Origin of the sequence: Nonomuraea sp. NPDC050786, assembly GCF_040654115.1 — a bacterium.
Classification (GTDB): Bacteria; Actinomycetota; Actinomycetes; order Streptosporangiales; family Streptosporangiaceae; genus Nonomuraea.
This window is the reverse complement of sequence record NZ_JBFAHJ010000022.1, coordinates 160,611-187,569: the sequence shown is the minus strand read 5'-3', so window position 1 is coordinate 187,569 and position 26,959 is coordinate 160,611. Positions and strand designations below refer to the sequence as shown.

Annotated in this window: 24 protein-coding genes and 1 pseudogene; 17 read left to right on the top strand and 8 right to left on the bottom strand. The window is 70.3% G+C overall.

What is annotated here, in order from left to right:
• Positions 1-119 precede the first annotated feature (119 nt).
• Positions 120-602: an Lrp/AsnC family transcriptional regulator gene (locus AB0H84_RS33825; RefSeq protein ID WP_357613394.1), complete on the bottom strand. Its 483-nt coding sequence runs from the start codon at positions 600-602 to the stop codon at positions 120-122.
• A 34-nt stretch (positions 603-636) separates the two neighbouring features.
• Between AB0H84_RS33825 and AB0H84_RS33820 the strand changes: the two genes are divergently transcribed.
• The 5 genes and pseudogenes from AB0H84_RS33820 to AB0H84_RS33800 all read left to right on the top strand — a co-directional run bounded on the left by AB0H84_RS33820 (position 637) and on the right by AB0H84_RS33800 (position 3,364).
• A complete protein-coding gene (locus tag AB0H84_RS33820; RefSeq protein WP_357613391.1) occupies positions 637-1,065 on the top strand; it encodes a hypothetical protein in 429 nt (142 codons plus the stop codon).
• 24 nt (positions 1,066-1,089) lie between these two features.
• Positions 1,090-1,545, top strand: coding sequence for an EamA family transporter (locus tag AB0H84_RS33815; RefSeq protein ID WP_357613388.1), 456 nt, complete (start codon positions 1,090-1,092; stop codon positions 1,543-1,545).
• Between the two features lie 4 nt (positions 1,546-1,549).
• Positions 1,550-2,530, top strand: a complete 981-nt coding sequence (locus AB0H84_RS33810) for an aldo/keto reductase (RefSeq protein ID WP_357613385.1) — start codon at positions 1,550-1,552, stop codon at positions 2,528-2,530.
• A 57-nt stretch (positions 2,531-2,587) separates the two neighbouring features.
• Positions 2,588-2,734: pseudogene (locus tag AB0H84_RS33805) on the top strand (IS481 family transposase); the annotation flags it as partial.
• A 204-nt stretch (positions 2,735-2,938) separates the two neighbouring features.
• Positions 2,939-3,364, top strand: a complete 426-nt coding sequence (locus tag AB0H84_RS33800) for an SgcJ/EcaC family oxidoreductase (protein WP_357613382.1) — start codon at positions 2,939-2,941, stop codon at positions 3,362-3,364.
• A gap of 39 nt (positions 3,365-3,403) precedes the next feature.
• On the opposite strand, the gene AB0H84_RS33795 is transcribed toward AB0H84_RS33800, so the two are convergent.
• Positions 3,404-4,612, bottom strand: coding sequence for a cytochrome P450 (locus tag AB0H84_RS33795; RefSeq protein ID WP_357613379.1), 1,209 nt, complete (start codon positions 4,610-4,612; stop codon positions 3,404-3,406).
• A 49-nt stretch (positions 4,613-4,661) separates the two neighbouring features.
• The gene (locus AB0H84_RS33790) at positions 4,662-5,432 is read right to left on the bottom strand and encodes a class I SAM-dependent methyltransferase (RefSeq protein WP_357613376.1); all 771 of its coding nucleotides are present in this window, start codon (positions 5,430-5,432) and stop codon (positions 4,662-4,664) included.
• A gap of 108 nt (positions 5,433-5,540) precedes the next feature.
• On the opposite strand from AB0H84_RS33790, the gene AB0H84_RS33785 reads away from it, so the two are divergent.
• Together AB0H84_RS33785 and AB0H84_RS33780 are read left to right on the top strand one after the other, a co-directional pair.
• On the top strand, positions 5,541-6,440 hold the full coding sequence (locus AB0H84_RS33785; RefSeq protein ID WP_357613432.1) for an amidohydrolase family protein: 900 nt from the start codon (positions 5,541-5,543) through the stop codon (positions 6,438-6,440).
• On the top strand, positions 6,437-6,895 hold the full coding sequence (locus AB0H84_RS33780) for a MaoC family dehydratase (protein ID WP_357613373.1): 459 nt from the start codon (positions 6,437-6,439) through the stop codon (positions 6,893-6,895). The genes AB0H84_RS33785 and AB0H84_RS33780 overlap by 4 nt, the downstream gene beginning before the upstream one ends.
• 91 nt (positions 6,896-6,986) lie before the next feature.
• Here the strand turns inward: AB0H84_RS33780 and AB0H84_RS33775 are convergent, their stop codons facing one another.
• From AB0H84_RS33775 to AB0H84_RS33765, 3 genes are all read right to left on the bottom strand, one after another.
• Entirely contained in the window at positions 6,987-7,883 is an 897-nt protein-coding gene (locus AB0H84_RS33775; protein WP_357613370.1) for a hypothetical protein, read from the bottom strand.
• A gap of 322 nt (positions 7,884-8,205) precedes the next feature.
• On the bottom strand, positions 8,206-8,853 hold the full coding sequence (locus tag AB0H84_RS33770; protein ID WP_357613368.1) for a response regulator transcription factor: 648 nt from the start codon (positions 8,851-8,853) through the stop codon (positions 8,206-8,208).
• A 4-nt stretch (positions 8,854-8,857) separates the two neighbouring features.
• Entirely contained in the window at positions 8,858-9,991 is a 1,134-nt protein-coding gene (locus AB0H84_RS33765) for a histidine kinase (protein ID WP_357613365.1), read from the bottom strand.
• A gap of 160 nt (positions 9,992-10,151) precedes the next feature.
• Between AB0H84_RS33765 and AB0H84_RS33760 the strand changes: the two genes are divergently transcribed.
• From AB0H84_RS33760 to AB0H84_RS33715, 10 genes are all read left to right on the top strand, one after another.
• Positions 10,152-10,865, top strand: coding sequence for an ATP-binding cassette domain-containing protein (locus tag AB0H84_RS33760; protein WP_357613363.1), 714 nt, complete (start codon positions 10,152-10,154; stop codon positions 10,863-10,865).
• Positions 10,862-11,644 carry a hypothetical protein gene (locus tag AB0H84_RS33755; RefSeq protein WP_357613360.1) on the top strand — a complete coding sequence of 261 codons (783 nt, stop codon included), beginning with the start codon at positions 10,862-10,864 and terminating at the stop codon, positions 11,642-11,644. Before AB0H84_RS33760 ends, AB0H84_RS33755 begins: the two co-directional genes overlap by 4 nt.
• A gap of 266 nt (positions 11,645-11,910) precedes the next feature.
• Complete coding sequence (locus AB0H84_RS33750) at positions 11,911-12,486, top strand: hypothetical protein (protein ID WP_357613358.1); 576 nt, start codon at positions 11,911-11,913, stop codon at positions 12,484-12,486.
• 135 nt (positions 12,487-12,621) lie between these two features.
• Positions 12,622-14,400, top strand: a complete 1,779-nt coding sequence (locus tag AB0H84_RS33745) for a PA14 domain-containing protein (RefSeq protein WP_357613355.1) — start codon at positions 12,622-12,624, stop codon at positions 14,398-14,400.
• A gap of 183 nt (positions 14,401-14,583) precedes the next feature.
• On the top strand, positions 14,584-15,000 hold the full coding sequence (locus tag AB0H84_RS33740; RefSeq protein WP_357613352.1) for a MarR family transcriptional regulator: 417 nt from the start codon (positions 14,584-14,586) through the stop codon (positions 14,998-15,000).
• 248 nt (positions 15,001-15,248) lie between these two features.
• On the top strand, positions 15,249-18,947 hold the full coding sequence (locus AB0H84_RS33735; protein ID WP_357613349.1) for a nitrate reductase subunit alpha: 3,699 nt from the start codon (positions 15,249-15,251) through the stop codon (positions 18,945-18,947).
• The gene (gene narH, locus AB0H84_RS33730) at positions 18,947-20,539 is read left to right on the top strand and encodes a nitrate reductase subunit beta (RefSeq protein WP_357613346.1); all 1,593 of its coding nucleotides are present in this window, start codon (positions 18,947-18,949) and stop codon (positions 20,537-20,539) included. The genes AB0H84_RS33735 and narH overlap by 1 nt, the downstream gene beginning before the upstream one ends.
• On the top strand, positions 20,536-21,222 hold the full coding sequence (gene narJ / locus AB0H84_RS33725) for a nitrate reductase molybdenum cofactor assembly chaperone (RefSeq protein ID WP_357613344.1): 687 nt from the start codon (positions 20,536-20,538) through the stop codon (positions 21,220-21,222). Before narH ends, narJ begins: the two co-directional genes overlap by 4 nt.
• A complete protein-coding gene (narI, locus tag AB0H84_RS33720) occupies positions 21,222-21,914 on the top strand; it encodes a respiratory nitrate reductase subunit gamma (protein ID WP_357613341.1) in 693 nt (230 codons plus the stop codon). Before narJ ends, narI begins: the two co-directional genes overlap by 1 nt.
• Positions 21,915-22,030: 116 nt before the next feature.
• On the top strand, positions 22,031-22,468 hold the full coding sequence (locus AB0H84_RS33715; protein ID WP_357613338.1) for an HPP family protein: 438 nt from the start codon (positions 22,031-22,033) through the stop codon (positions 22,466-22,468).
• A gap of 20 nt (positions 22,469-22,488) precedes the next feature.
• Here AB0H84_RS33715 and AB0H84_RS33710 read toward each other — a convergent pair whose 3' ends face one another.
• Positions 22,489-24,510 carry a beta-galactosidase gene (locus AB0H84_RS33710; protein ID WP_357613334.1) on the bottom strand — a complete coding sequence of 674 codons (2,022 nt, stop codon included), beginning with the start codon at positions 24,508-24,510 and terminating at the stop codon, positions 22,489-22,491.
• Between the two features lie 15 nt (positions 24,511-24,525).
• Positions 24,526-26,802 carry a glycoside hydrolase family 3 N-terminal domain-containing protein gene (locus tag AB0H84_RS33705; RefSeq protein WP_357613331.1) on the bottom strand — a complete coding sequence of 759 codons (2,277 nt, stop codon included), beginning with the start codon at positions 26,800-26,802 and terminating at the stop codon, positions 24,526-24,528.
• Positions 26,803-26,959 lie beyond the last annotated feature (157 nt).

The following is a 26,959-nucleotide window of genomic DNA, read 5'->3' as shown; positions in this document are numbered from 1 at the left end:
GGAGACGGCGGTGGTTGTACCGGTCGAGGTATTCAAGCGTCGCCAGCTCCAGGGCATCGAGGCCCGGCCAGGGCCCGTGAGAGGCACGTCGGGCGCCGCGCGGGAAGCGTCATGAAACATCACTCCAGGGGCAGGGGGCGGCGCGGCACCGGCGCGGTGTGGATGAGAGACGTGGTCGTGTGACCGTACGGGGTGAACAGGTCGAGGATCGGTTCGAGCTCGTCGACCGTCCGCAGGTGCATCGTGAAGTAGAAGCAGTCCTCGCCGGTCATTCTGTAGCACTCGACGATCTGGGGAACCTCCTGGGCGATCTTGGAGATGCGTTGGAGCTCCCGGATCATCGGGCGGATCCGGACCATCACGGTGACCGGGAAGCCCAGGGCCCGCGGGTCGACCTCGGCGCGATAGCCGGTGATCACCCCGCTCTCCTCCAGCCGCTGCACCCTGTCGGCCACCGCGGGCGCGGACAGGGCGACCCGGCGGCCCAGTTCGGCGAAGCTCGCTCTGGCGTCGACCTGCAGCTCGGCGAGGATACGAAGGTCGAGGGCGTCGAGTCCCTTCGCTTCGTATGTCCGCTCGGGTCTGATCCTTCGGTTCGCCATTCTCCTAAACTACGGGCTGACCGACGATGGCGTCATGCCGCCCACCAGCCCTCGCGCTGTGCTCTCCGCAGCGCCTCCATGGACCTATTTCATCGCAAGCGCCGTCTTCCACTACCTCGGCCCGGCCTTCGCCGTGCTGCTGTTCGCCAGGCTCGCCCCGCTCGGGGTCGCGGCGCTGAGGATCTGGAGCGCCGCGCTGGTTCTCGCGCTCTGGCGTCGTCCCTGGCGGATCCTCGCGCGGCTCGACGCCGAGGGGCGGCGGACGATCGCCGCCTGGGGCGCGGTGCTCGCGGCCATGAACGTCTGTTTCTACCTGGCGATCGCCCGCGTGCCCCTCGGGACCGTCGCCGCGATCGAGTTCCTGCCGGTCATCGTGCTCGCCGCGCTCGGTGCCCGTACGGCGCGTAACCTCGTGGCACTCGTGGCGGCGGTAAGCGGGGTACACGTGCTGACCGGCGTCTAGCTGGCCGGGGAGCCGCTGGGGCTGGTGTTCGCCTTCGCCAACGCGGTGCTGTTCGCTGCCTACATCGTGCTGGCCCACCGTACGGCTCGGCGCCTGCACGGTGTCAGCGGCATCGACGGGCTGGCCGCGGCCATGCTGGCCGCCTGCGTGTTCGTCGCGCCGGTGGCCGTCTGGCAGGCCGCTCCGGCGGCGCTCGACCCGGTCGTGCTCGCCGCCGGGTTCGGAGTGGGGATCTGTTCGTCGGTGATCCCGTACGTGTGCGATCAGCTCGCCATGGCACGCATGGCTCGGTCGACGTACGCGCTGCTGGTGGCGCTGCTCCCGGCCACGGCGGTGGCGATCGGCACCGTGGTGCTCCGGCAACTCCCCTCACTCGCCGAGCTGGCCGGAGTCGGGCTCGTGGTGCTCTCAGTCGCGCTCCATCGGGAACGCCCGGCCTCCTCTGCCCACGGTGAAGACGGCGCCCTCACAGAAAGGTGACGAGATGCGATACATGAGGCTGGGCTCGTCAGGTCTGCGGATCTCCCGGATCTGCCTGGGCATGATGACGTACGGCGATCCGGATTCCTGGGAGTGGCTGCTGCGCGAGGACGCGGCCGAGCCGATCGTGCGGCGCGCGGTCGAGGCCGGTGTGACGTTTTTCGACACCGCCGACATGTACTCCGACGGCGTGAGCGAGGAGATCACCGGGCGGCTGCTCGGCAAGCTCTTCGCGCGCCGCGACGACTACGTTCTGGCCACGAAGGTCTACTTCCCGACGGGGCCGGGCCCGAACGACCGAGGGCTGTCCCGCAAACACGTGCTGGCCGCCGTCGACGCCTCGCTGGCCAGGCTCGGAACCGACTACGTCGACCTGTACCAGATCCACCGCTGGGACCACGAGACGCCGATCGAGGAGACCATGGAGGCCCTGCACGACGTGGTGCGGGCCGGTAAGGCCCGCTACATCGGAGCCTCCAGCATGTACGCCTGGCAGTTCGCCAAAGCCCAGCACACGGCCCTGACGGCCGGCTGGACCAGGTTCGTGTCGATGCAGAACCACTACAACCTCGTGTACCGGGAGGAGGAGCGGGAGATGATCCCGCTCTGCCTGGACCAGGGGGTGGGCGTCATCCCGTGGAGCCCGCTGGCCCGCGGCCTGCTCACCGGCAGCCGCCACCGCGACAGCGGGCCGCGCACGCTGCGATCAGCCAGCGACCAGCTGGCCGACAGCATGTACGAGGACGCGGATTTCGACGTGGTGGACGTGGTGCGTACGATCGCCGGCGAACGAGGCCTGCCACCGGCGCAGATCGCGCTCGCATGGCTCCTCGCACGGCCCGGGGTGAGCGCGCCGATCGTCGGGGCGAGCAAGGTGGGCCATCTGAACGACGCGATCGCGGCGGTCGACGTGTGTCTGAGCGAGGAGGAGACGGCCCGGCTGGAGGCCCCCTACCGGCCACACCGGATCATCGGGCACTCCTGACCGTGACAGCACCGCGCGGAGGCCACGTGTCCCACCGTAACGCCCGGCTGACCGTGCCCGGCCCGTATCGGGCCCGTCCTCGGGCTGGCGCCGTCCACCGTGCATCGGATCCTCACCAGACATCGCCTGCACCGCCTGGCATGGCTGGACCGGCCTACCGGCCAGATGATCCGCCGCTACGAACGCGACCGGCCCGGCGAGCTCGGGGGTCCTGGCCGTGTGCGGGCTCATCTGCCTCCTGGTGGGCGCGGTGGCCGGTGGCATCGCGATTCTCGCGGGGGCGGCAGTCTTCCCTCGCCTTCTTCGCCACCCGGAACAACGCCGCAGGGCTACCGCGATGAGTTCCGTGCCCTGCCCGGGTTGTAGTCCTGACGAACCGAACCCGACCGATTCGGAAAGGACGACACCATGCCGGTGGAGACCCGGGACCAGGCGCTGATCCGGACCCTGATCGAGCGCTGGGCCGAGGCGGTGCACCGCGGCGACCTGGAGGGCGTCGCCGCCGACCACGCCGACGACATCGTGATGTACGACGTGCCGCCGCCCTACGAAGGGCTACGCGGTCTTGAGGCGTACCTGAAGGTCTGGCCGCCCTTCTTCCGCTGGCAGGCGCAGGGGGCCTCGTTCGCGATCGAGTCGCTGGAGGTCACCGCGGGCGAGGACATCGCCTTCGCGTACGCCCTGCTGCGCTGCGGCACCGAGGAGGACCTGCGCCGCGACCCCGCCAACCGGCTGCGCCTGACCCTCGGCCTGCGCAGGCAGGACGGCCGGTGGGTGGTCGCGCACGAGCACCACTCCTTCCCGTACGTGGCGCGCGGCGGCCAGTCCGGTTGACCTCCATGCCCTCGGTACGGTGGCGCGGGCCAGAGCGTTCTATTTGTCACCGGTGCTTATCGGAAGTTTTGCCGGGCCACGCAGATTGATCCTGCCGTTCCACTCCACCTCGCCGTCAAGCGCCAGGCCGGGGAACCGGCGTACCAGGCGCTCGATGGCCACGCGGCCCTCCAGCCGGGCCAGTGCCGCGCCGAGGCAGTGGTGCGGGCCCGCGCCGAAGGACACGTGGCTGCGGGCGTTCGGGCGGTCCAGCCGGAGCCGGTCGGCGTCCGGGCCCCAGAAGCGTTCGTCGCGGTTGGCCGACGCCAGGCAGGCGAAGACGAAGGTGCCGGCGGGGATCGTACGGCCGCGCACGGTGTAGGGGGCGAGGGTGATCCGCTTGGACTGCTGGACCGGGCTGTCGTAGCGGAGGAACTCCTCCACGGCGTTGGCCGCCAGCTCCGGCCGGGCGCGGAGCAGGGCGAGCTGGCCGGGGTTGCGGAGCAGGGCGACGGTGCCGTTGGAGATGAGGTTCACGGTCGTCTCGTGCCCCGCGATGTAGAGCATGACGACCTGCGCGATCAGTTCGTCGTCGCTGAGCCTGCCGCCCTCGTGCTCGGCGGCGATGAGCGCGCTGAACAGGTCGCCGGCCGGGTTCGCCCGTTTCCAGGCGATCAGCTCCCTGGTCACCGCCGTCATCTCCCGGCCGGCTTCGGCGATCCGCTTGAGCACCTCCGGATCGGTGACCACCTGCAGGGACAGCGCCAGCACCCCGGTCAGCTCCCGGATGCGGGCATGGTCGGTCGGCGGCATGCCGAGCATCTTCGAGATCACCGCGAACGGCAGCGGGAACGCCAGCTCCTCGACGAGGTCGGCGCGCCCGGCCGCCTCGATCCGGTCGAGCGCGGCGTCGACGAGCCCGGTGATCTCGCCCTCCATGGCCGCGACCGAGCGCGTGGTGAACACCTTGCTGACCAGTGACCGCAGCCGGGTGTGGTCGGGCGGGTCGCGATGGACCATGGACAGGTTGAGCACGCCGAGGTCCAGCTGGTCCATCTGCTCGCGGATCTGGCCGCCGGTGACCTCCCGGTCGTCGACCGAGAGCCCGGCTCGCAGCAGCGCCGCGATGTCGTCGTACGCGCTCAGGATCCAGAACCCGAACGGATGCTCATGCACCGGATCGACCTCGCGCATCCGGCGATAGGTCGGATAGGGGTCGTCGGTGAAGCCTGGGGCGAACGGATTGAACAGCATTTCCGTGACGGTCATCAGATGCCTCCGGAGGCGTGGCGATGAGGGTTGCGCTGCGGGAGCGCGGTCAGGGGCGGCGCCCCCACATGGTGACCATCGCGATCCCGATGTCGCGGGTCTCCGGATCGGCGAGGTACGCCAGCGCGTCGTCGACGGTCTCGGACCCGAGTTCGCGCACCAGCGCGGGGCGGGCCGCGTTCGCCGTGCGCGCCCAGAACCGGGCCAGTGCCCCGCCCCCCTCGATCACCGGGACGTCGACCGCGAACCCGACCTCCGAGAATCCCAGCTCGGCCATGGGCCGCGGATACCGCCGGCCCGCGTTGAAGTCGCTGCCGGTCGTCCGCGCGGCCAGCTCGCCCGCCTTGGCCGCCGTCTCCCGGTACGCCGCGCACGGCGAGGTCGGCGCGCCCAGCTCGCACGAGTCGGAGACGACCAGCCAGCCGCCGGGCCGCACCCAGGTCGCCATGCGCCTCAGCACCGCGTCCCGCTCACGCAGGTGCATCAGGACGAAACGCGCGTGCACCAGGTCGAACCGGCCGGGATCGAAGGCGGGGTCGGTGATGTCGCCCTGGATCTCCTTGAACCCGCGGCCGCCGAGGTTGCGGACATCGGTGTCGATCACGGTCGTCTCCGCGCCGGAGCTGCTCATCAGCCACTGGGCGACCGTTCCGAGCCCGGCCCCGACGTCACAGCCGCGAGTTCCCGGACGGACGACAGGCCGCAGCCGCTCGAACGAGTACGGGTCGAAGACCTGCGCCAAGGCCCCGAGGCGGTCGGCCTCAGCGGGGTCCTCATGCGAGTAGAGCCGGTCTCCGTACCGCTCTTCCCCACCTTCCATGAAGGGATGGTCCAGCGGCGTCGTGGAGTCTCTCTCGACGATCGCTCGACGTGGTGCTCGTTGGGCAGATGCTTGACGATCGTCAGAAAAGTGCCTACTTTCGCCTCCATGGACCTGTCCTCCGACGCCGTCGCCGAGCTGGTCGCGATCGACGTGCACGCCCATGTGGAGGTCTCCAAGGACGGCCACGGCTCGCTGAGCCCGGCGCTGGCCGGCGCCTCGGAGAAGTACTTCGGCTCTCACGAGCGGCCGGGCATCGATCAGATGGCCGCCTACTACCGGGAGCGGAAGATGGCCGCGGTCGTGTTCACCGTGGACGCCGAGCACGCCACCGGTCATCCGCGCATCTCCAACGAGGAGATCGCCGAGGGCTGCGCCGCGCACGCCGACGTGCTCATCCCGTTCGCGAGCGTCGATCCGCACAAGGGCCGCGCGGGCGCGCGGGAGGCCCGCCGTCTGGTCGCCGAGCACGGCGTACGCGGCTTCAAGTTCCACCCGAGCGTCCAGGGCTTCGCCCCGAACGACCCGATGGCCTACCCGCTGTACGAGACGATCGAGGAGCTCGGCGCGATCGCGCTGTTCCACTCCGGCCAGACCGGCATCGGCGCGGGCGTGCCGGGCGGGGGCGGCATCCGGCTGAAGTACTCCGACCCGATGCTCGTGGACGACGTGGCCGTGGACTTCCCCCACCTGAAGATCATCCTGGCCCATCCGTCGTTCCCCTGGCAGGACGAGGCGCTGGCCGTGGCCACCCACAAGCCGTCCGTCCACATCGACCTGTCGGGCTGGTCGCCGAAGTACTTCCCACCCCAGCTCGTCCGATACGCCAACACCCTGCTCAAGGAGAAGGTGCTGTTCGGCTCCGACTACCCGATGATCACCCCGGACCGGTGGCTCGCCGACTTCGCCAAGCTCGACATCAAGCCCGAGGTACGCCCCAAGATCCTCAAAGAGAACGCCGCCCGCCTGCTCGGCCTCGGCTCCGACGAAGGGAAGGACCCGGCATGACCATCACCGTGCGCGGCCTGGAGGAGATCAAGACGCTCGCCGGGCGCGACCTCGGCGCGAGCTCCTGGCTGGAGATCACCCAGGAGCGGATCGACGCCTTCGCCGCCGCCACCGGCGACCACCAGTGGATCCACGTCGACCCGGGACGGGCCGCGGCCGGCCCGTTCGGCGGCACCATCGCGCACGGTTACCTGACCCTCTCGCTCGTCATCCCCCTGTACCACGAGCTGGTCGACATCCAGGGCGTGACGATGAGCATCAACTACGGCCTCAACAAGGTCCGCTTCCCCAGCCCGGTCAGGGCCGGCGGCAAGATCCGGCTGGCCGCCACGGTCGTCTCGGTCGAGGACGTGCCGGACAACGGCGTCCAGATGGTGTGCGACTTCACCGTCGAGATCGACGGCTCGGCCAAGCCCGCCTGCGCCGCCCAGGCCGTCTACCGGCACTACGCCTGACTTCGGTGCCTTGGCGCCCGTCCGGTCAGCCGATGGCCGGGGACGCCCCAGCGCGACCGGGCCGGTCAGCTGGCCCGGTCGCGGAGGTGGATCAGCCGGGCGGCACGATTCCGTTCTTGGAGACGGGGACTGCCAGTTGCGCAGCGCCGGTAAGCCTGAGCTCCTCGGCGGGCAGGTTCCCCAGCACGGGGTTCAGGTGTTTCAGGGTCAGCGGCACCGGAGAGATGGCCGGGCTGCTGATGTCGAACTTCTCCAGGTCGATCCAGCGTACGACATCGAGCACGTCCGACGGGATCGCGTCATTGGCCTTCTGCACCGGGACGCAGAGCTGGCGGGCGGCGGTGACCTGGGCGGTCCCAGTGGGGATCTGGTTGACCAGCACGGGGTTGAGCTGGGTGAGGGTCAGGGGCATATTCATGGACGGGTTCGGCAGGTGCGCGTAACACAGCAGGTCGATGTGCGAGATGACCCGCAGGATGTCCGGGGCGGGGACCATGCCGTTCTTGGCGACCGGCACGCACAGATGCTGCGGCATGTTCAGCGTGACAGTGATGCCCGGCACGTTCTGCAGGACCGGGTTCAGGTGGCGCAGCGCCAGCTTCTGGTTGATCGAGGGCCCGGTCACCCGGTAGCACGACAGGTCGACGAACCTGACGAAGTCGAGGACATTCGCCGGCGGGATGCGGTTGTTCTTGGCCACCGGGACGCAGAGTTGCTCGCGCTGGCCCAGCGTCACCTGCACGGTCGGCAGGTTGCCGAGCACGGGGTTGAGGTGGCGCAGCACCAATGTGGTGGCCGGCGGCTGGTACGAAGTGGTCTTGAAGCACTCAAGGTCGAGGTTCGACACGAATTCCTTCGGCGTCGGCAGGGCCAGGGCCGCTGCGGGCGGCGCGACGAAGAAGGCGGCGGCGACTATTGCGAGGCCGGCGGAGAACAGACCCCTTATTGCGTTTCTGCTGCGGGAATTTGGTGTGCCCTTTTCCTCCATATGCCCTCCAAAGGCCCGGATTCTTTGCTTCGACTGTGCGCGCGTGCGTCCGGTTTGACAAGGCTGGTGTCCACAATGTGTCACGGGGTTTACCAGCACGCTTATCCCGCAATTTTGAGCGCCCTATAATTTCCGTCGGGCACCCCGCCAATTCCTCGTTCCGCCCGGCCATTGTTTGCTGCTCGGAGATCAGGTACGCAGGCCCGGTCTCCCCGCCGACGGGCTGAAGACCCGTCACGGCCCGGCCCGCCTCGATCAGCCGATGCAGAGGAGGCGGAGACGGCCAACCGGGCAGGAGTGATCAGTCCGTCATGTCGAACGCCTAAAGGAGCCCCGCGTCGCGGACCTTCATCGCGACGTGCACCCGGTTGTCGGTCCCCAGCTTGGCGAAGATGCGGGTGATGTTGGCCTTCACGGTCGCCACGCTCACGGACAGGCTCGCCGCGATCTCGGCGTTGGAGCTGCCTCTGGCCAGCTCGATCGCGACCTCCCGTTCGCGTTCGGTGAGCCTGGCCAGCTCCCGCTGAGCCGCCGGCCGCTGCGCCGCGTACCTGCCGGTGGCCGCCGCGATCACCTGCTGCGCCACGCTGGGCGACAGCACCGGCTCGCCCCTGGCCACGGTGCGGACGGCCTCGATCATCTTCGGCGGCGGCGTGTCCTTCAGCAGGAAGCCGGCGGCGCCGAGCTGGAGGGCGCGCAGCACCATGTCGTCGGCGTCGAACGTGGTGAGCACCAGGATGCGGGGCGGCGCCGGGCGGCCCAGCAGCAGCTCGATGGTGGTGAGCCCGTCCTGGTGGGGCATCCGCAGGTCCATGAGCACGACGTCGGGCCGCAGGTCGCGGAGCACGGCCATGGCCTGCCGGCCGTCCCCGGCCTCGCCCACCAGCTCCAGGTCGGGCTCGCCGCCGAGGATGAGGCGCAGGCCGGTGCGCACCATGGGGTCGTCGTCCACGATCACGACTTTGATCACGGCGTCAAGCCTCCCACGGGAGCCGCGCGTCGAGGACGAAACGGTCGTCCTGCACCGAGTGGGTGATCGTGCCGCCCGCCATGCGGGTGCGTTCGGCCAGGCCGACCAGGCCCAGCCGGCCACCGGGGCCGGCCGCCGCGCCGGACCGGGCGGGGTTGCTCACCCGGATGCGCAGCCCCTCGCCGGGACGCCCGCCCAGCTCGGCCCGCACCCGGCTGCCCGGCGCGTGCTTGCGCGCGTTGGTCAGCGCCTCCTGCACGATCCGGTACGCGTGCCGTCCCGTCTGTGTCGGCAGCAGTTCGCGCCCGTCGATGGCGTCGTCCACCTCCACCTGCTGCCCGGCCGCCCGCACCTCCTCGAAGAGCGCGTCCAGGTGGGCCAGCGTCGGCTGCGGCGCCTCCATGCCGCCGTCGCGCCGGAGCGTGCCGAGGACGGCGCGCAGCTCGTTCAGCGACTGGTGGGCGCTCTCCTGGATCGCCAGGGCGGTCTCGCGGGTCTGCTCGGCGGACAGGTCCGTACGGTAGGCCAGACCGCCGGCGAGCATCGCCAGCAGGGAGATCCGGTGCGCGAGGACGTCGTGCATCTCCTGGGCGATCTTGAGCCGTTCGCCCAGCTGGGCCTGCTCGACCCGCTGCCGCTGCGCCGCGCGCTCCGCCTCCCGCTGCACGGCGGCCAGATCGCGGCGCCCGCGCAGGTAGAGGCCGAGGAGCACCGCCCCGGTCAGGACGCCGACCCCGGCCACCCCGTAGGCGATGGCCATCTGGCCGGTGCCGTACCACGCGGTCGAGCCGACCATGCACACCCAGAACGCGAGCCCGACCGGCACGTACTGGCGCCACGTCCGCCGCATGGCCAGGGAGCCGAGGCAGACCACGGCGGGGCCGATGGCCGAGAAGGAGTGGACGGTCAGCACGGCGGTCGCCAGCGCGATCTGCCACGGCCACCGGCGCCGCCACGACATCAGGGCCAGCGCGAACACGCCCAGGGCGATGTCGGCCAGCAGGCCCCGGACCCCGTCGGCGCTCATGGGACGCCAGGACATCGCGATCAGCGGGAGGGAGGAGATCAGCAGGGGCAGGGCGGCGAGCAGGTAGCGCAGCGCGATGCCCAGCTTGTCGAGGGGCAGTGGGTCGTACACGACCCCAGCCTAGGGACCGTCGCGGCGTCGTCTTAGCGACCCGGGTCGATCTCCGTACCGCCCCAGGTCTACATCGGCGGCGATGGCGGTAGCCCTGGCGCGCGCATCGCTCGACCCAGGTCCGATGAGGCCGGGCCGGGTTCTCCGATGGACTGGGGCGGTGATCGAATTTCAGCACGTCAGCAAGGCGTACAGAGGGGTGAAGGCGCTCGACGACGTGTCCTTCACCGTGCGGCCGGGCACCGTCACCGGGTTTCTCGGGCCCAACGGGGCGGGCAAGTCCACCGCGCTCCGCGTCCTGGCCGGGCTCTGCCGCCCGACCTCCGGCACGGCGACCGTGCTGGGGCGGCCGTACACCGAGCTGGAGCGGCCGGGGTTCGAGGTGGGCACGGTGCTGGACGCGGGGGCGCAGCATCCGGGCCGCTCCGGGCGGGAGGTCCTGATCCTGGGCGCGATGCTGCTCGGCCTGCCGAAGTCGCGCGTGGACGAGGTCCTGGAACTGGTGGGGCTGACCGGCAAGGAGGGCGGCCGGGCGGTGGGCGGCTACTCGCTGGGCATGCGGCAGCGGCTCGGCATCGCCCATGCCCTGCTCGGCCGGCCCCGGGCGCTCATCCTGGACGAGCCCGCCAACGGCCTCGACCCCCAGGGGATCCAGTGGATGCGGGGGCTGCTGCGCGACCTGGCCGGGGCGGGGTGCGCGGTGCTGCTCAGCTCGCACCTGCTGCACGAGGTGGAGCAGGTGGCGGAGCACATCGTGATGATCGGGCGCGGCCGGGTGCTCGCGCAGGGCACGGTCGCCGAGCTGAGCCGGGGCCGCGGCCTCGAACAGACCTTCCTCGACCTGACCGCGAACGCCGACAGGAGCGCCTCATGACCGACACCGCCGCTGACGTCACCGCCGGGTTCGGCCCGGCAGGCGCCGCCGGAGGGCGGCGCTCCTTCATGACCCTGGTACGGGTCGAGACCCGCAAGCTCTTCGACACCCGCACCAGCAAGATCCTCACCGCGGTCCTGGTGGCACTGGGGCTCGGCTCCGTGGCCGCCCGCGGCCTGGTCGCGGGCCCGCACTTCTTCACCCTGGCCGGGACCTCGGCGATCGCGTTCGGAACGCTGCTGCCCGTCCTCGCCATCCTCACCATGACCGGCGAGTGGAGCCACCGCACGGCGCTGACCACGTTCGCGCTCGAACCCAGGCGGGGCCGCGTGCTGGCGGCCAAGTGCCTGCCGCCGCTGGTCGCGGCCGTGGCGGCCTGCCTGCTCGCGCTGCTGGCCGCGGCCCCGGTGACGGCCGCCGTCTCCGCCGCGCAGGGCGTGCCCGCCGTCTGGCAGGTCGCGCCGCACACCGTCCTGGGCTGGATCGCCACGATGGTGATCCTGACGGCCGAGGGGCTGGCCATGGGCGCGCTGCTGCTGAACGCGCCCGCCGCGATCGTGATCTACTTTGTGATGCCCATGCTGTGGAGCGCCGTCGGGCAGCTCGGCCACGTGGGAGCGGCCCTGGCCGGGTGGCTCGACCTCAACAGCACCACCAGCGCCTTGACGAGCGGTGAGGTGTCCGGCGGCGACCTTGCCAGGCTGGCCGTGTCCGCGCTGGTCTGGATCGCCATCCCCATGGCCGCAGGGGTTCTGCGGGTGTCCAGGAAGGACATCTAACTGAGGTCTTTACCCTCGAACGTAGATCTTTGTCCGATTCATGGGTTTTCGTTTGCCTTTGTCCGTTATGCGCACGTAACGTAGGTGGCGTTACCGGCGAGTGACCTGGACCTTACCCCCGTGGAAGGTACCACTCGCTTGGGCTCTGGGATCCGATCTGCTGGATCCCCAGCGCTCCACGTAGCACCTGTATGGCTTGATGCTCGGCTACGTGCGTCTATGAGCGTACCTGCCCCCCGTTGTCGAACAAAGGACCCGCTACACCTATGTCTGCATGCCTGCGCCCTTTCGCCGCGCTCACCGCCTCCGTGCTGACGGCACTGGCCGTCGGTGCGCCTGCGGCGCACGCTGACGCCGACGCCGGCAGCACCACCCAGAAGGCCGTGCTCAAGGGCTCGACCGTCGCGTCGTACTTCTGGGACGACTCCTCCGGCCGGGCCGGCGACACCGGCCTGCCCGCCGCCGGCAAGCCCATGCAGAAGGGCCTGGTCGCCAGCCCCAGCTGGCCGCTCATGACCGAAGGCTACGTGATCTACAAGGGCAAGAAGATGCCCTTCTTCGTCGGTGACCGCGGTCCCGGCGACCCCTCCAGCAGCGGCGTCATGCTCGACCTGGACGCCAAGACGTTCGCCGAGCTGACCGGCGGCCGGTTCAACCCCGACACCCTGGGCGTCGACGGCGTCGCCGGCGAGGGCCACATCAAGGTGGAGTACGTCGTCACCAAGTGGGGCAACGGCGTCGGCAAGAAGAACTACCCGGAGGCCTTCTCCACCGGCGCCTGGGCCCAGCAGGACGCCAACCCGCTCACCAAGCCCATGACGGTGAAGCTTCCCGCCAACTGACCCCGCCGTGAAAGGGCGCTCCCGACCTGGGGCGCCCTTTTCGCATGCCCTTTCCGGCTCTTCCTGATTTCACCTCACTGTCATCCGCATATGTCATGATCCACGGGTCTTCATGGATCTTGTGACAGGAGAAGAATGACTGCATTGGCGCGTCGCGCGCTGCGTGCCGCTCTCGCGGGCGGCCTGGCCGCCGCCGCGGCGATCTGGCCGGCCGGGGTTCCGGCGGAGGCGGCCGCGTCCGCCGCCGTCTCGGTGGACTTCACCAGGCCGGTCCGTACGCTCTCCGCCGCCGACTACGGCATCGGCATCACCGGGTACGGCGACGGCTCGTACATCACGAACGACTCCAAGCACCGCGAGCACCTGCGCACCCTGAAGCCAGGACGGATGCGGATCGAGCTGCACTACCAGGAGCCCGGCAACCACGCCAGCCCCATCGTCTGCGGCGGCTACAAGTGCGACACGACGATCTCGGGCGACGCCTGGATCGCCGCCATCCGCGACCTGGGCGCCGAGCCGGTCGTCATCCTCCAGGTGGACGGGCGCCAGAGCGCCGAGGTGAACCGCGACGACGCGGTGGCCCTCTATCGGCACTTCGCCGCCTCCGGCACGCCGGTGCGGCGGTTCATCCTCGGCAACGAGCTCAACTGCGCCTGCACACCAGAAAAGCCTGAAATGTCGGCATCCGAGTACAGCCGGCGGTTCAACCTGATCACCGACGCCCTCGACGCCCTGGACCCGGCGGTACGCGTCGGCGGCCCCGCCACGGCCTGGAACGACCTGCCCTACATCAGGACGTTCCTGGAGGGATCGAAGGAGCGCGTCGACTTCCTCGACTACCACGACTACGGCAACGGCACCGAGGCCGTCACCGACGAGAACCTGCTGGGAGCCGTCGTCCGCGGCTACGAGACGGACCTCAAGGAGGTGAGCGCCCTCGCCGAGTCCGTGCTCGGGCGCAAGATCGAGCTCCAGATCGGCGAGTTCAACTCCGACTTCGACGACCCCGACGGCCACCGTACGCTGACCCACTTCAACACCCTGTGGGGCGCGGCGGCGCTCGGCCGGATCCTGCACGCCGGGGCCGCCGCCTACCAGTACGGCGACAAGAACGGGCAGCTCGGCCTGACCAGCACGAACGGCGAGGGCGGCATCCAGCGCAGCGAGCCGCTGCCCATCTACCACGGCATCGGCATGTTCACCGGCGAGGGCCTGTTCAGGCCGTTCGGCACGACCATGGTGCAGGCGACGGCCGACAGCGACCTCCTGCACGTGTTCGCCTCCGACGCGGCCAAGAACGTCGTCCTCGTCAACGTCGGCACCCAGCCGCTGGACACCACGCTCTCGTTCACCGGCCTGACGGCGGCCACGGCCTCGGTCTGGCAGAGCACCGCCGACGCCTGGACCCCGCACCGGACCGGCACGGTCACGGTCGCCGGCGGCAAGGGCACGCTGACGCTGCCGGCGGGCTCGGTCACGACGCTGGTCGTCGACCAGCAGGGCCTGTCGGCGACCTACTTCGACAACGCCGACCTGACCGCGCCCAAGCTCACCCGGATCGACCCCGGCGTGAACTTCGACTGGGGCGCGAACGCCCCCGACCCGGCCGTGTCCGCCGACACCTTCAGCGTGCGCTGGACCGGGAAGGTGATCGCCGACCGGGCGGAGACGTACACGTTCATCACCACGAGCGACGACGGCGTCCGGCTCTGGGTGGACGGGAAGCTCGTCGTGGACGACTGGACGGACCACTCCAAGCGCGACGACAGCGGCCAGATCGCGCTGACCGCCGGAGCGCACGACATCAGGATGGAGTTCTACGACAGCGGTTACGACGCCATCGCCCAGCTCCACTGGTCCAGCCCCACCATCACGCGCCAGACCATCCCCGAGGCGAAGCTCCTCGCCGGCTGACCCACGGCCGCCGCGGCCGGCGACGCCGGCTCTGGCGCCTCGGCCGGCGGTGGCAAGGGTTTATTACAGATTCAGGACTTTGGTATCACTGCGCATGGGTGTGACCATAGGGTTGGCGCCGTGCCCGGGCGTTCTTCGTGCGAAGACCCGGGCCTGGTCGCGACACCGGCTGAGGATGCGCATATGGACGACTCGGCGTGGCAGATCGAAGAGGCCTCGCTGGTGCTGGTGGAGGCGACGCTGGATGCGATGGCCGCGCTGGGCTATCTGTCGGTGACGCGGTTGCGGGTGCTGCTTGCGGTCGACCGCCATGGTCCCATGAATCTCAGCTCCCTTGCCGAGCGGCTGGACATGTCGCTCTCGGCAGCCGGGCGGGTCGTCGACCGCTTGGACGAGGCGGGGCTGCTGAGCAGGGCTCCGGCGCCCCACAGCAGACGTGAGATCCGGATCCAGGCGACACCGGAGGGCCGCGACGTGCTGGAGCGGCTGCGCGCTGTGCGGCGGCGCAGCATCGGTCAGGCGCTGGACAGGCTGTCGCCCACCGAACGGACGACCCTTTTCCGCATGCTTCGCCAATTGACTGAGGCGGCCGGCCAATAACACGGGGATATATACCCGCATATCCACGTTGTGGCGATTTCCGGATAAACGTGCGATCCAATCGCTGTTTACGGTCATGGCGAAACTGTTCGTTCAGCTAACAGATTCCATATAGACACTGTCGCATGCTAGAAACAGTCGACTGACCGAAGATGTCAGAGCCAGTCGACATCCCTGTGTCGTGGCTGAAAGCGTTACGCGAATCGGCGTGCGCACTGCCAAGCGTCAAGAAAAGGGGTCAATGCATCGTGCCTGGCGGAATCCGTTCATACCTGACGAAGGCCGAACGCGCCGCGGACACCGCGGCCGCGCGGCTGCTCGCTGCGGGAACGTTGCTGCGCCGTGCGGACACCACACCCGACCTGCGGGCCGTGTACCGCGACGAGGAGAAGGTGAACGACATCCCCTACCGGCAACGGTGGGCCCACGACAAGGTGGTGCGCTCCACGCACGGCGTCAACTGCACGGGCTCGTGCTCATGGAAGGTGTACGTCAAGGACGGCCTCATCACCTGGGAGACACAGCAGACCGACTATCCGAGCGTCGGCCCCGACCGGCCGGAGTACGAGCCCCGCGGCTGCCCGCGCGGCGCGGCGTTCTCCTGGTACACCTACTCGCCGACCCGGGTGCGTTATCCGCACGCCCGCGGCGTTCTCGTGGAGATGTACCGGGACGCCAAAGCACGCTTGGGTGACCCGGTCGCCGCGTGGGCGGATATCACCACAGATCCGGACAAGCGGCGCCGATACCAGTCGGCACGCGGCCAAGGCGGCCTGGTCAGGGTCGAGTGGGACGAGGCGCTGGAGATCGCCGCGGCGGCCCATGTGCACACCCTCATGACCTACGGGCCCGACCGTATCGCCGGGTTCTCGCCGATCCCCGCCATGTCGATGGCCTCACACGCGGTGGGCGCCCGGTTCATGTCGCTGATCGGCGCGCCGATGGTGTCGTTCTACGACTGGTACGCCGACCTTCCCATCGCGTCGCCGCAGGTGTTCGGCGACCAGACCGACGTCCCTGAGTCGGGTGACTGGTGGGACGCGGCTTATCTGATGCTCTGGGGATCCAACGTGCCGGTCACCCGCACCCCGGATGCCCACTGGGTGACCGAGGCGCGCTACCGGGGCCAGAAGGTGATCGTCGTGTCCCCTGACTACTCGGATGCGACCAAGTTCGCCGACGAATGGCTCCACCCGCATCCCGGCACCGACGCCGCGGTCGCCGTGGCGATGGGACACGTGATCCTGCGCGAGTGCTTCCTCGAGCGAAAGGTGCCGTACTTCACCGACTACGTCAAGCGGTTCACCGACCTGCCCTTCCTGGTGAATCTGGAGGAGCACGGTGACGGCGGCTACCTTCCCGGCAGGTTCCTCACCTCGGCCGATCTGGGCGATCAGGAGGAGATGGCCCGCTGGCGGCCAGTGCTGCTCGACGCCGCGACCGGCCAGGCCCTGCCGCCCAACGGCACGCTGGGCGACCGCTGGAGCTCCAGGACCGGCCGATGGAACCTCGACCTCGGCGCGCTCGACCCCGAGCTCACGCTCTACACCCCTGATGGCGACGGCGTCGAGGTGGTGCTGCCGCGCTTCGACGAACCCGGCGGTGTGATGCGCAGAGGCGTGCCGGTCAGGCGCGTCGGCGACCGGCTGGTCACCACGGTCTTCGACCTGCTGCTGGCCCAGTACGGCGTGAGCCGGCCCGGCCTGCCCGGCCAGTGGCCCACCGGCTACGACGACGCCGACGTCCCCGGCACCCCCGCCTGGCAGGAACGGATCACCTCCACCCCGGCCGCGCAGGTGACCAGGATCGCCAGGGAGTTCGCCGCCACCGCGGAGAAGACCCGCGGCCGGGCGATGATCGTGATGGGCGCGGGCACCAATCACTGGTTCCACTCCGACACCATTTACCGTTCCTTCTTGGCGTTGCTGCTGCTCACCGGCTGCCAGGGCGTCAACGGCGGCGGCTGGGCCCACTATGTGGGGCAGGAGAAGGTCCGGCCGCTGGCGGGATGGCAGCAGTTGTCCACCGCCGCCGACTGGGTACGCCCCTCCCGCCAGATGGCGGGCACGCCGTACTGGTACCTCCACACCGACCAGTGGCGCTACGAACGCTTCTCCGCTGGGGCGCTGTCCAGCCCCACGGGGCCCGGCCGGTTCGCCGGGCGGCACACCGCGGATCTGGTGGCGCAGTCGGCGCGCCTGGGCTGGATGCCCAGCTATCCCACCTTCACCGCCAATTCGCTGGAGCTCGGCCGCCGGATACGGGAGAGCGGCCGCGATCCGTCGGCCTGGGTCGCGGACGAGGTGGCGGCGGGGCGGCTCGGCTTCGCCTGCGAGGATCCGGACGCCCCGGAGAACTGGCCACGGGTGCTCACCGTCTGGCGGGCCAACCTGATCGGCTCCTCGGCCAAGGGCAATGAGTATTTCCTGCGTCATCTGCTCGGCGCGCCCGACAACGCCACCGCCGAGGAGGCTCCGCCGCAGGACCGGCCGCACGAGGTCGCATGGCGGCAGGCGCCACGCGGCAAGCTCGACCTGCTTGTCTCGCTGGACTTCCGCATGACCTCCACCACGTTGTTCTCCGACCTGGTGCTGCCGGCCGCCACCTGGTACGAGAAGCACGACCTGTCCAGCACCGACCTGCATCCCTTCGTGCACGCCTTCACCCCGGCGATCAACCCGCCCTGGCACGCTCGCACCGACTTCGAGATCTTCCACGCGCTGGCGCGCAAGCTGAGCGAGTTGGCCGCCGGACGCCTTGACGTCGCCTACGACCTGGTGGCCACGGCGCTGCAGCACGACAGTCCCGGTGAGATCGCCCAGCCGGGCGGCTCCGTCCCCGACTGGCGAGAGGCGGGCACACCGCCCGAACCCGGCCGCACCATGCCGGCCGTGGCGCTGGTGGAGCGCGACTACACGGCGGTCGCGGCCAAGCTGGCCGCGTTCGGGCCGCTCGCCGAGCAGCAGGGCATGACCGTCAAGGGCGTCACCGTACGGCCCGCGCCCGAGGCGGCCTGGCTCGCCGCGCGGTGCGGCACGGCCGGTGCAGGCCCCGCCGAGGGCCGCCCCCTCCTGGACACCGACGTCAAGATGTGCGAGGCGATCCTCGCCCTGTCGGGCACGACCAACGGCAGGATCGCCGCCGAAGGGTTCGACCGGCTCGCCGAACGCTGCGGACCCGGCTCGCGTCTGTCCGACCTGGGCGCCTCGGTCGCCGGGCACAGAGCGGTCTTCTCCGACACCCAGGATCGCCCCGTCCCCGCCGGGGCCAGCTTCGAATGGTCGGGCGCGGAAGGCCATGACCGCCGCTACGCGCCCTTCACCATCAACACCGAGCACGGCAAACCCTGGCACACTCTGACCGGCCGCCAGCACTTCTACCTCGACCACGACTGGATCGCCGAACTGGGCGAGCAACTGCCCGTATATCGGCCCCCGCTGGATCTCGCGGCGCTGGGCGAGAGCCTGCCCGGCGCGCCTGGGGAGGGCAAGGCGGTGACCGTCCGTTACATCACGCCTCACTCGAAGTGGTCCATTCACTCCGAGTACCAGGAGAACCTCCTCATGCAGACCCTGGCCAGAGGAGGGCCGGTCATCTGGATCAGCGTCGAGGACGCCGCGGCCATCGGCGTGGCCGACAACGACTGGATCGAGGCCGTCAACGCCAACGGCGTCGTCGTCGCGCGCGCCGTGGTCTCCCACCGCATGCCGACCGGCACCGTGTTCATGTACCACGTCCAGGAACGCCTGGTGAACGTGCCCAAGTCGCAGGCCGCAGGCCGGCGCGGCGGCGTGCACAACGCGCTCACCAAACTGCTCATCAAGCCCACCCACCTCATCGGCGGGTACGGCCAGCTCTCCTTCGCGCCCAACTACTACGGCCCGACCGGCAACCAGCGCGACGCGGTGACCGTCATCCGCCGCAGGTCCCAGGAGGTGTCTTACTGATGCGACCGATGGCCCAGATCGCCATGGTGATGAACCTCGACAAATGCATCGGCTGCCACACCTGTTCGGTTACCTGCAAACAGACCTGGACCAACCGGGCGGGCACCGAATACGTGTGGTTCAACAACGTCGAAACGCGCCCGGGTCAGGGCTATCCCCGTGGATGGCAGGACCAGGACCGGTGGAAAGGCGGCTGGCGGCTGCGCAACGGCAGGCTCGTTCCCCGCGCCGGAGGCCGGATCCGCCGTCTCGCCACGCTGTTCGCCAATCCCGAGCTTCCCCGGCTGGACGACTACTACGAGCCGTGGACGTACGACTACGACAACCTCATCAACGCGCCGCTCGGCGACGACGTGCCGACCGCGCCACCCCGCTCCCTGATCGACGGCGAGCCCACGGCCGTGACCTGGGGGCCCAACTGGGACGACGACCTCGGCGGCGGCCCCGAGCAGCTCGCCGCCGACGTCGTGCTGCGCAAGGTGAGCGACACCATACGCCTGGACTACGAGCGGGCGTTCATGTTCCACCTGCCGCGCATCTGCGAGCACTGCCTCAACCCCTCCTGCGTGGCCGCCTGCCCGTCCGGCGCCATGTACAAGCGCATCGAGGACGGCATCGTGCTGGTCGACCAGGACCGTTGCCGCGGCTGGCGCATGTGCGTGTCCGGCTGCCCGTACAAGAAGGTGTACTTCAACCACCAGACCGGCAAGGCGGAGAAGTGCACCTTCTGCTACCCGCGCATCGAGGCGGGCGAGCCCACCGTCTGCTCCGAGACCTGCGTCGGACGCCTGCGCTACCTAGGAGTCATGCTGTACGACGCCGACCGGGTGGGCGAGGCGGCCGCCGTCACCGACGAGCACGACCTGTACCCGGCGCAGCTCGGCTGCTTCCTCGATCCCGAAGACCCTGAGGTGATCGCGGCCGCGGAAGCGGCGGGCATCCCGCACGACTGGCTGGAGGCCGCCCGCCGCTCACCCGTCTACCAGCTCATCGTCCAGTACCGGATCGCGCTGCCGCTGCATCCGGAGTACCGCACGATGCCGATGGTCTGGTATGTCCCCCCGCTCTCCCCCATCGTCGATGCGCTCGCGCAGACCGGGCACGACGGCGAGGACGCCGGCAACCTGTTCGGCGCCATCGACAGCTTGCGCATCCCGGTGGCGTACCTCGCCGAGCTGTTCACCGCCGGTGACCCCGCCCCCGTGGAGGCCGCGCTGCGCCGCCTGGCCGCCATGCGCACCCACATGCGCGCGATCAACCTCGGTGAGGAGCCTGACCCGTCGGCCGCCACCGGCGCCGGTCTGGAGGTCGCCGCCCTTGAGCGGATGTACCGGCTGCTCTCCCTCGCCAAGTACGACGAGCGGTACGTCATTCCCACCACCTACATCGCGGCCGGCCAGGCGACAGGTCAGGACGGGGGCCGGGGATGCAGTCTGGACGGCCCCGGCGGACCGGGCATGCTCGCCGAGGGCTTCCACAGCCCTCCGGTGACCCGCGACGATCGCCTGCGTGGTCGCGTCAACCTCCTGAACTGGGACGGCAAGGGCCTGCCCGACGGGCTGTTCCCGCCTCGCCTCCAGGAGGACCGGTGAACCAGGCAGAGCTGCGCCTGATCCATCAGGCCGCCTCCCTCCTGCTGTGCTATCCAGGCGAGGACTGGCCTCGGCGGCTGGAACTGGTCCGCGCCGCGCTCGACCCGGTGCGCCGCGGCCCGGCAGGGCGGCTTCGCGCCTTCTGCGCCGACGCGGCCGCTCTCTCCCCCCTCGTGGCCGGCGCCGAATACGTGTCCACCTTCGACCGCACCAGGCGCCGCACTCTTCACATGACCTACTATGCCGACGGCGACACCCGCAGGCGCGGACAGTCCCTTGTGGACATCAAGACCGTCTACCGCGCTCATGGCTGGGAGCCGGACACCGGCGAGCTGCCCGACTTCCTGCCCGTGATGCTGGAGTTCGCGGCCCGCGTGCCTGACGCCGGCTCCCGCCTGCTCCGCGAGCACCGGCCCGGGCTCGACCTGCTGCTGGCCGGGCTGGTCTCCCACCGAAGCCGCTACGCCGCCGTCGTGGAGGCGGTGGCGGCCACCCTGCCACGCCCCACGCCGGCCGACCGCCGCGTCACTGGCGAACTGGCGGTCCTGGGACCGCCCCAGGAAAGCGTCGGCCGTGTCTCTGCGGTCGGCGGCGTTCCCGCAGTCGGCCATGTTCCCGCAGTTGACCACGTTCCCGCAGTCGGCCATGTTCCCGCATCGGACATCCCGAGAGGAACCATCTGATGACACACCTGAACATCGCATTGTGGGGCGTGCTGCCCTACATCGTGCTGGTGCTCTTCGTAGCGGGTGTGATCTGGCGCTATCGCTACGACCGGTTCGGGCTGACCACCCGCTCCAGTCAACTCCACGAAAGCCGTCTCCTGCGCGTGGGCGGCCCGCTGTTCCACTTCGGGCTGCTGTTCGTCATCGCCGGCCACGTCGTCGGCCTGCTCGTTCCCGAGGAGGTCACCGAGGCGGCGCACGTGCCCGAACGCCTCTACCAGCTCAACGCCCTCGTCGTGGGCGGGCTGGCCGGGCTGGCCTGCGTGATGGGCCTGGGCGTCCTGCTGTGGCGGCGGCTGCGCGTACGAGCCGTCCGGCGCGCCACCCAGCGGGCCGACCGCCTCCTGTTCCCGGTGCTGGCCGCCGTGCTGCTCGCCGGGGTGTGCGCCACCCTGCTCGGCCCCACGACCGCCCACTACGACTACCGGCTCGGTGTGTCGGTGTGGTTCCGCAGCTTGTTCGAACTGTCCCCCGACGTGCCGGCCATCGCGCACGCGCCGCTCATCTTCCAGCTGCACACCATGCTCGGCATGGCCCTGTTCGCCCTGTGGCCCTTCAGCCGCCTCATGCATGCCTTCGCGGCGCCGGTCGCCTACCTGGCCCGGCCGTACATCGTCTACCGGTCACGCAGGGGCGCCCTCACCAGATGAGTCATCACGCCCCCACCGGCCCTGCCGATGTCAATGAGCCACAGCCTGCGACGACGGCCCGGTCACGGGCCCGTCGGACGCTGGCTGTCACAGCACGGGCCGCACTGTGCATCAGCGTGCCCGCCCTCATCGCCTGCCTGACCCGCGAGCCCTTCGTATTCCCCTCACTCGGCCCCACGATCTACTTGGCGCTCGCCACACCGCAGGCACCCGCCGCCTCCCCGCGCCGCGTCGTCGTCGGCCATGCCATCAGCGCCGTCAGCGGCTACCTGGCTCTCACCGTCACCGGGCTGACCAGGGCCGCGCCGGATCTGACCCACACGGATGCGCGGCGGGCGCTGGCCGTGATCATCGCGCTGGCCCTCACCACGGGCGGCATGCTGCTCACCGACGCCTCCCACCCACCCGGTGGCGCCACCACGCTCATCGTGGCTCTCGGAATCCTGCGCACTCCATCGCACCTGCTCATCCTCCTGGTGGCCGTCGTGACGACGACGGCCACCCTGGCCGCGCTCAACCGCGTGTACAGGAGGGCGGCGCGCCCTGTGGCCTGAGGAGGCCGGGTACGTACGAGTCAGGCGCGGGGGCGCTGGATCACGGCCGCGCCGAGCGGGGCCAGGGCGACCGACCCCGACACGCGCTCCCCCGTCAGCAGGTCGGTCCCCTCCCCGTCGAACGGCACGGACGCGCCCTCCTCGCCGCTGTGGTTGAGCAGGAACACGTACTCGTGCTCCGCGTCCCCCCGCACCGCGCACTCCACGTGGGCCGGCACCCCCGGGAAGGGCGACCGGACGCCCGCCGCCTCCACGGCCGCGACCAGCTCGGCGTCGAAGGCCGCCTGCTCCAGCAGCGTGGCGAAGTACACGACCCGCCCCGCGCCGAAGCGGTTCTCCACCACGGCCGCCCGCCCGGCCAGCAGCCCGTCCCCGTAGGTGGCCAGGGCCGTGCCCGTCTCCAGGTGGAGGTCGTCGCGCCACCAGGTCGAGGTGGCCCGCCGCCCGTCGGCGAACTCCACGGAGAAGACCTCGTGCGGCCTGGCCGGCCAGTACTCGTCGATCTTGGCGCCGATGAGCTGCCGGAACGCGCCCGGGTAGCCGTCGGGCCGCACCCGGTTGCAGTCGTCGACCACGCCGGAGAAGAACGACATGATCACCGTCCCGCCGTCGCGGGCGAACTCGGTGATCCGCCGCACGCCCTCGTCGTCGATCAGGTACGCGTTCGGCACCACCAGCACCTTGTACCCCTCCAGCGACGACCCGGACGACACCACGTCCACCGGGAAGTGCTGCGACCACAGCGGCGTGTAGTGCCGCATGACCGTGTCGGGATAGCTGAAGTCCTGGCGCGGCAGCCCCGCGGTCTCCTCCAGCCCCCACCAGCCGTCCCAGTCGAAGAGGATGGCGATCTCGGCGCGCGAGGTGGTCCCGGCGGCGGGCGCGAGCAGCTTCAGCTCCCGCCCCAGGTCGATGATCTCCTTGAACGTGCGCGAGTCCGGCCCGGAGTGCGGCAGCATCGCCGAGTGGAAGCGCTCCTGCCCGCCGCGGCCGGCCCGCCACTGGAAGAACATCACCGAGTCCGACGCCCGCGACACCGCCTGGAGCGAGCCGAGGCGCATCCGTCCCGGCTCCTTGACGATGTTGAGCTGCCACTGGCTGACCGCACTGGCCGCCTGCTCCATGAGCAGCCACGGCTGGCCGCCCTTGAGCGAGCGGAACAGGTCGAACTGGAAGGCCGCCGACACGTGCGAGTCGGCGTCGGCGGGGTTGGGGTAGATGTCCAGCGCGACCGCGTCCTCCTCGGGCGCCCACTTCCAGTAGTCGGCGTGCTTGAAGAAGCGCATGAAGTTGGTCAGCACCGGGATGTCGTCGCGGAAGGAGCGGACGATGTCGCGTTCGGCGATGTAGCACTCGAGGAGGGCGTCGGAGGTGAACCGCTTGAAGTCGAGCCTGCGGGCCGGGTTCATCCAGGTACGCGGGATGTGCGGCACCTCGATCTGGTCCCAGTCGGTGTAGTGCTGGCTCCAGAAGCGGGTGTACCACGCCTCGTTCAGCGTCTCCAGGTCGCCGTAGCGGCGCTGCAGCCAGCGGCGGAAGTTGGCCGAGGCGGCCTCGTTGTACGCCGTGGGCCCGTACTCGTTGGAGATGTGCCACATCGCGAGCGCCGGGTGGAACGAGTAGCGCTCGGCGAGCTTGGTGGTGATGCCGGCGGCGTATTCGCGGTAGATCGGCGACGACGGGTCGTAGTGCAGCCGGTTGCCGAAGCCGAAGCGCTCCCCGTCGGCCATGACCGGGAACACCTCGGGGTGCAGCTGCGTGAGCCAGACGGGCGGCGCCGCGGTGGGGGTGGCCAGGTTGACGCTGATGCCGTTCTCATGGAGGAGGTCCATGATCTCGTCCATCCAGCCGAACTCGTACTTGCCGGGCTCGGGCTCCAGCGACGCCCACGCGAACACGCCGAGGGAGACGACGTTGACGCCGGCCTCGCGCATGAGCCGGACGTCCTCCCGCCACACGGCCGGGTCCCATTGCTCCGGGTTGTAGTCGCCGCCGTAGGCGAAGCCCCCAAGGCGGTGCCTGAAAGCGTCCAAGCGAGACATGTCACAACTCCCACATCAGGCGTTCTTCGCCGGCTCGACGGAGACGGCGGTCAGGCGCCGCTCGGAGCCGGTGATCTCGTACAGGGGGCCGGTCAGCTCCACGGACGCCTCGGCGATCGGTTCCGCGACGGAGCGGCGCACCGACAGGCCGATCTCGCCGGGCTCGACGACGCGCCGCCCGTCGCGGCCGGTGAAGGCCAGCAGCCTGACCGGGACGTCGAAGCCGACCTTGGCGCTCTCGCCTGGCGCCAGCTCGACCCGGGCGTATCCGACGAGCTGGGCGACGGGCCTGGTGACCGAGGCGACCTTGTCGGAGGCGTACAGCTGGACCACCTCCGCCCCGGAGCGCTCGCCGGTGTTGCGCACCACGACGGAGCAGCGGATCGACCCCGCCGTCGCGGCCGTCGGGGCGACGGTCAGGTCCTCGTAGGCGAAGCTCGTGTAGCTCAGCCCGTGGCCGAAGCCCAGCGCCGGCGCGGGGTCGATGTTGCTGACCGAGCTCGCCGCGCCGAGCCGGGGGTGCAGGTAGCTGTACGGCTGGCCGGCGGTCGAGCGGGGCATGCTCATGGGCAGGCGGCCGGAGGGGTTCACGGCGCCGGACAGCACGCGGGCGACGGCGCCCGCGCCCTCCTCGCCGGGGAAGTACGCCTGCACGACGGCGGCGGCCTGCTTGAGCAGGGCCGGAACGGCGTAGGCGCGCCCGGTCATGAGCACCACCACGGTCGGCGTGCCCGTGGCGATGACGGCGTCGGCGAGCTCCTGCTGCGCCCCCGGCAGGTCGAGGCTCTCCGCGTCGCAGCCCTCGCCGGAGGTGCCCCGGCCGAACAGCCCGGAGCGGTCGCCGAGCACGAGGATCGCGAGATCCGACCCCGCCGCCAGGCGCGCGGCCGCGGCGATGCCCGTACGGTCGCCGTCGTCCACGCCCGTGCCCCGCTCGACCTGGATCGTCGCGCCGGGGAACTCCTCGCGCAGCGCGTCGAGGAGCGTCGGCGCGGCGATCCCGGACTCGACCTCGGGGAAGTGCGGCAGGACGTGGTTGACGAACGAGTAGCAGCCGAACAGGGCGGTGACGTCGTCGGCGTTCGGGCCGATGACGGCGACGGTCCTGCCCGCGGCGTCGCCGAGCGGGAGCACGCCGTCGTTCGTGAGCAGCACGATCGACTCCTCGGCCAGGCGCCGGGCCAGGTCGCGGGAGCCGGGGTCGTCGAGGTCCACCGGTCCTGACGGCTCGGGCTCGTAGGCGTCGTCGAGCAGGCCGAGCCCGGCCTTCTGCAGCAGCACGCGGCGCAGCGCCCGGTCGACGAGGGCCTCGTCGATCCTGCCCTCGGTGACGGCCTGCTTCAGCGGCTCCAGGTAGGCCACCCCGGTGGGCAGCTCGACGTCGATGCCCGCCGTGAGCGCCTGCACGGCCGCGTCCTCGGCGCCGGAGGCCACCGCGTGCAGGGTGTGCAGGAAGGCGACCGCGAAGTAGTCGGCGACGACCGTGCCCTCGAAGCCCCATTCGTCCCGCAGGATCCGGGTCAGGTAGTACGGGTCGGCGGCGACCGGGATGCCGTCGATCTCGGCGTAGGAGTTCATGACCGAGCCCGCCCGCGCGTCCTTGACCGCGACCTCGAACGGGAACAGCAGCGTGTCGGCCACCTCGCGGGCGCCGGCGTGCACGGGGGCGAGGTTGCGGCCGGCGCGGGAGTTGGAGTAGCCGACGAAGTGCTTGAGCGTGGCGATCACGCCCGTGGACTGCACGCCGCGCACGTAGGCCGCGCCGATGGTCGCCACCTCGTACGGGTCCTCGGAGATGCACTCCTCGACCCGTCCCCAGCGCTGGTCGCGGATCACGTCGAGCACCGGGGCGAGGCCCTGGTGGACGCCGAGCGCCCGCATGCTCTCCCCGATCCTGGCGCCCATCCGCTCGACCAGCTCGGGGTCGAACGAGGCGCCCCACGCGGGCGGCACCGGGTACGTCGTGGCGCGCCAGGCCGCCAGCCCGGTCAGGCACTCCTCATGGGCGATCGCCGGGATGCCCAGCCGGGTGTGGTCGCGGAGCCAGCGCTGCCGCGCGGCCAGCGCCGTGCTCGCCCACTCCGGGTCGACGGGCCTGGTGCCGTAGTGGCGGGTGACGTGGCCCAGCCCGTGGCGGGCGAAAGCTTCAAACTCGACGTCCTCGCCCTGCATGGAGTCCTGCAGCGGCGCGACGACGCCCTCTTGCCGGTTGACGTTCAGCCATACGCCGACGAGCTGCGCGAGTTTCTCGTCGAGCGTCATCTCCGCGAGCAGTTGCTCGACCCGTTCCATACACCCTCGATCGGCAGATAGTGGTTCGGAAAATTTCTGAGACACTTTCCGAAATATTACCGTGACATTGCCGAGGGGTTACGCTAGGCTTCGGCCTGCACAGATGTCAACAGCACTGATCGGGTAGCAGGATGCTCCCAGGTCAGCGCGGGACCTG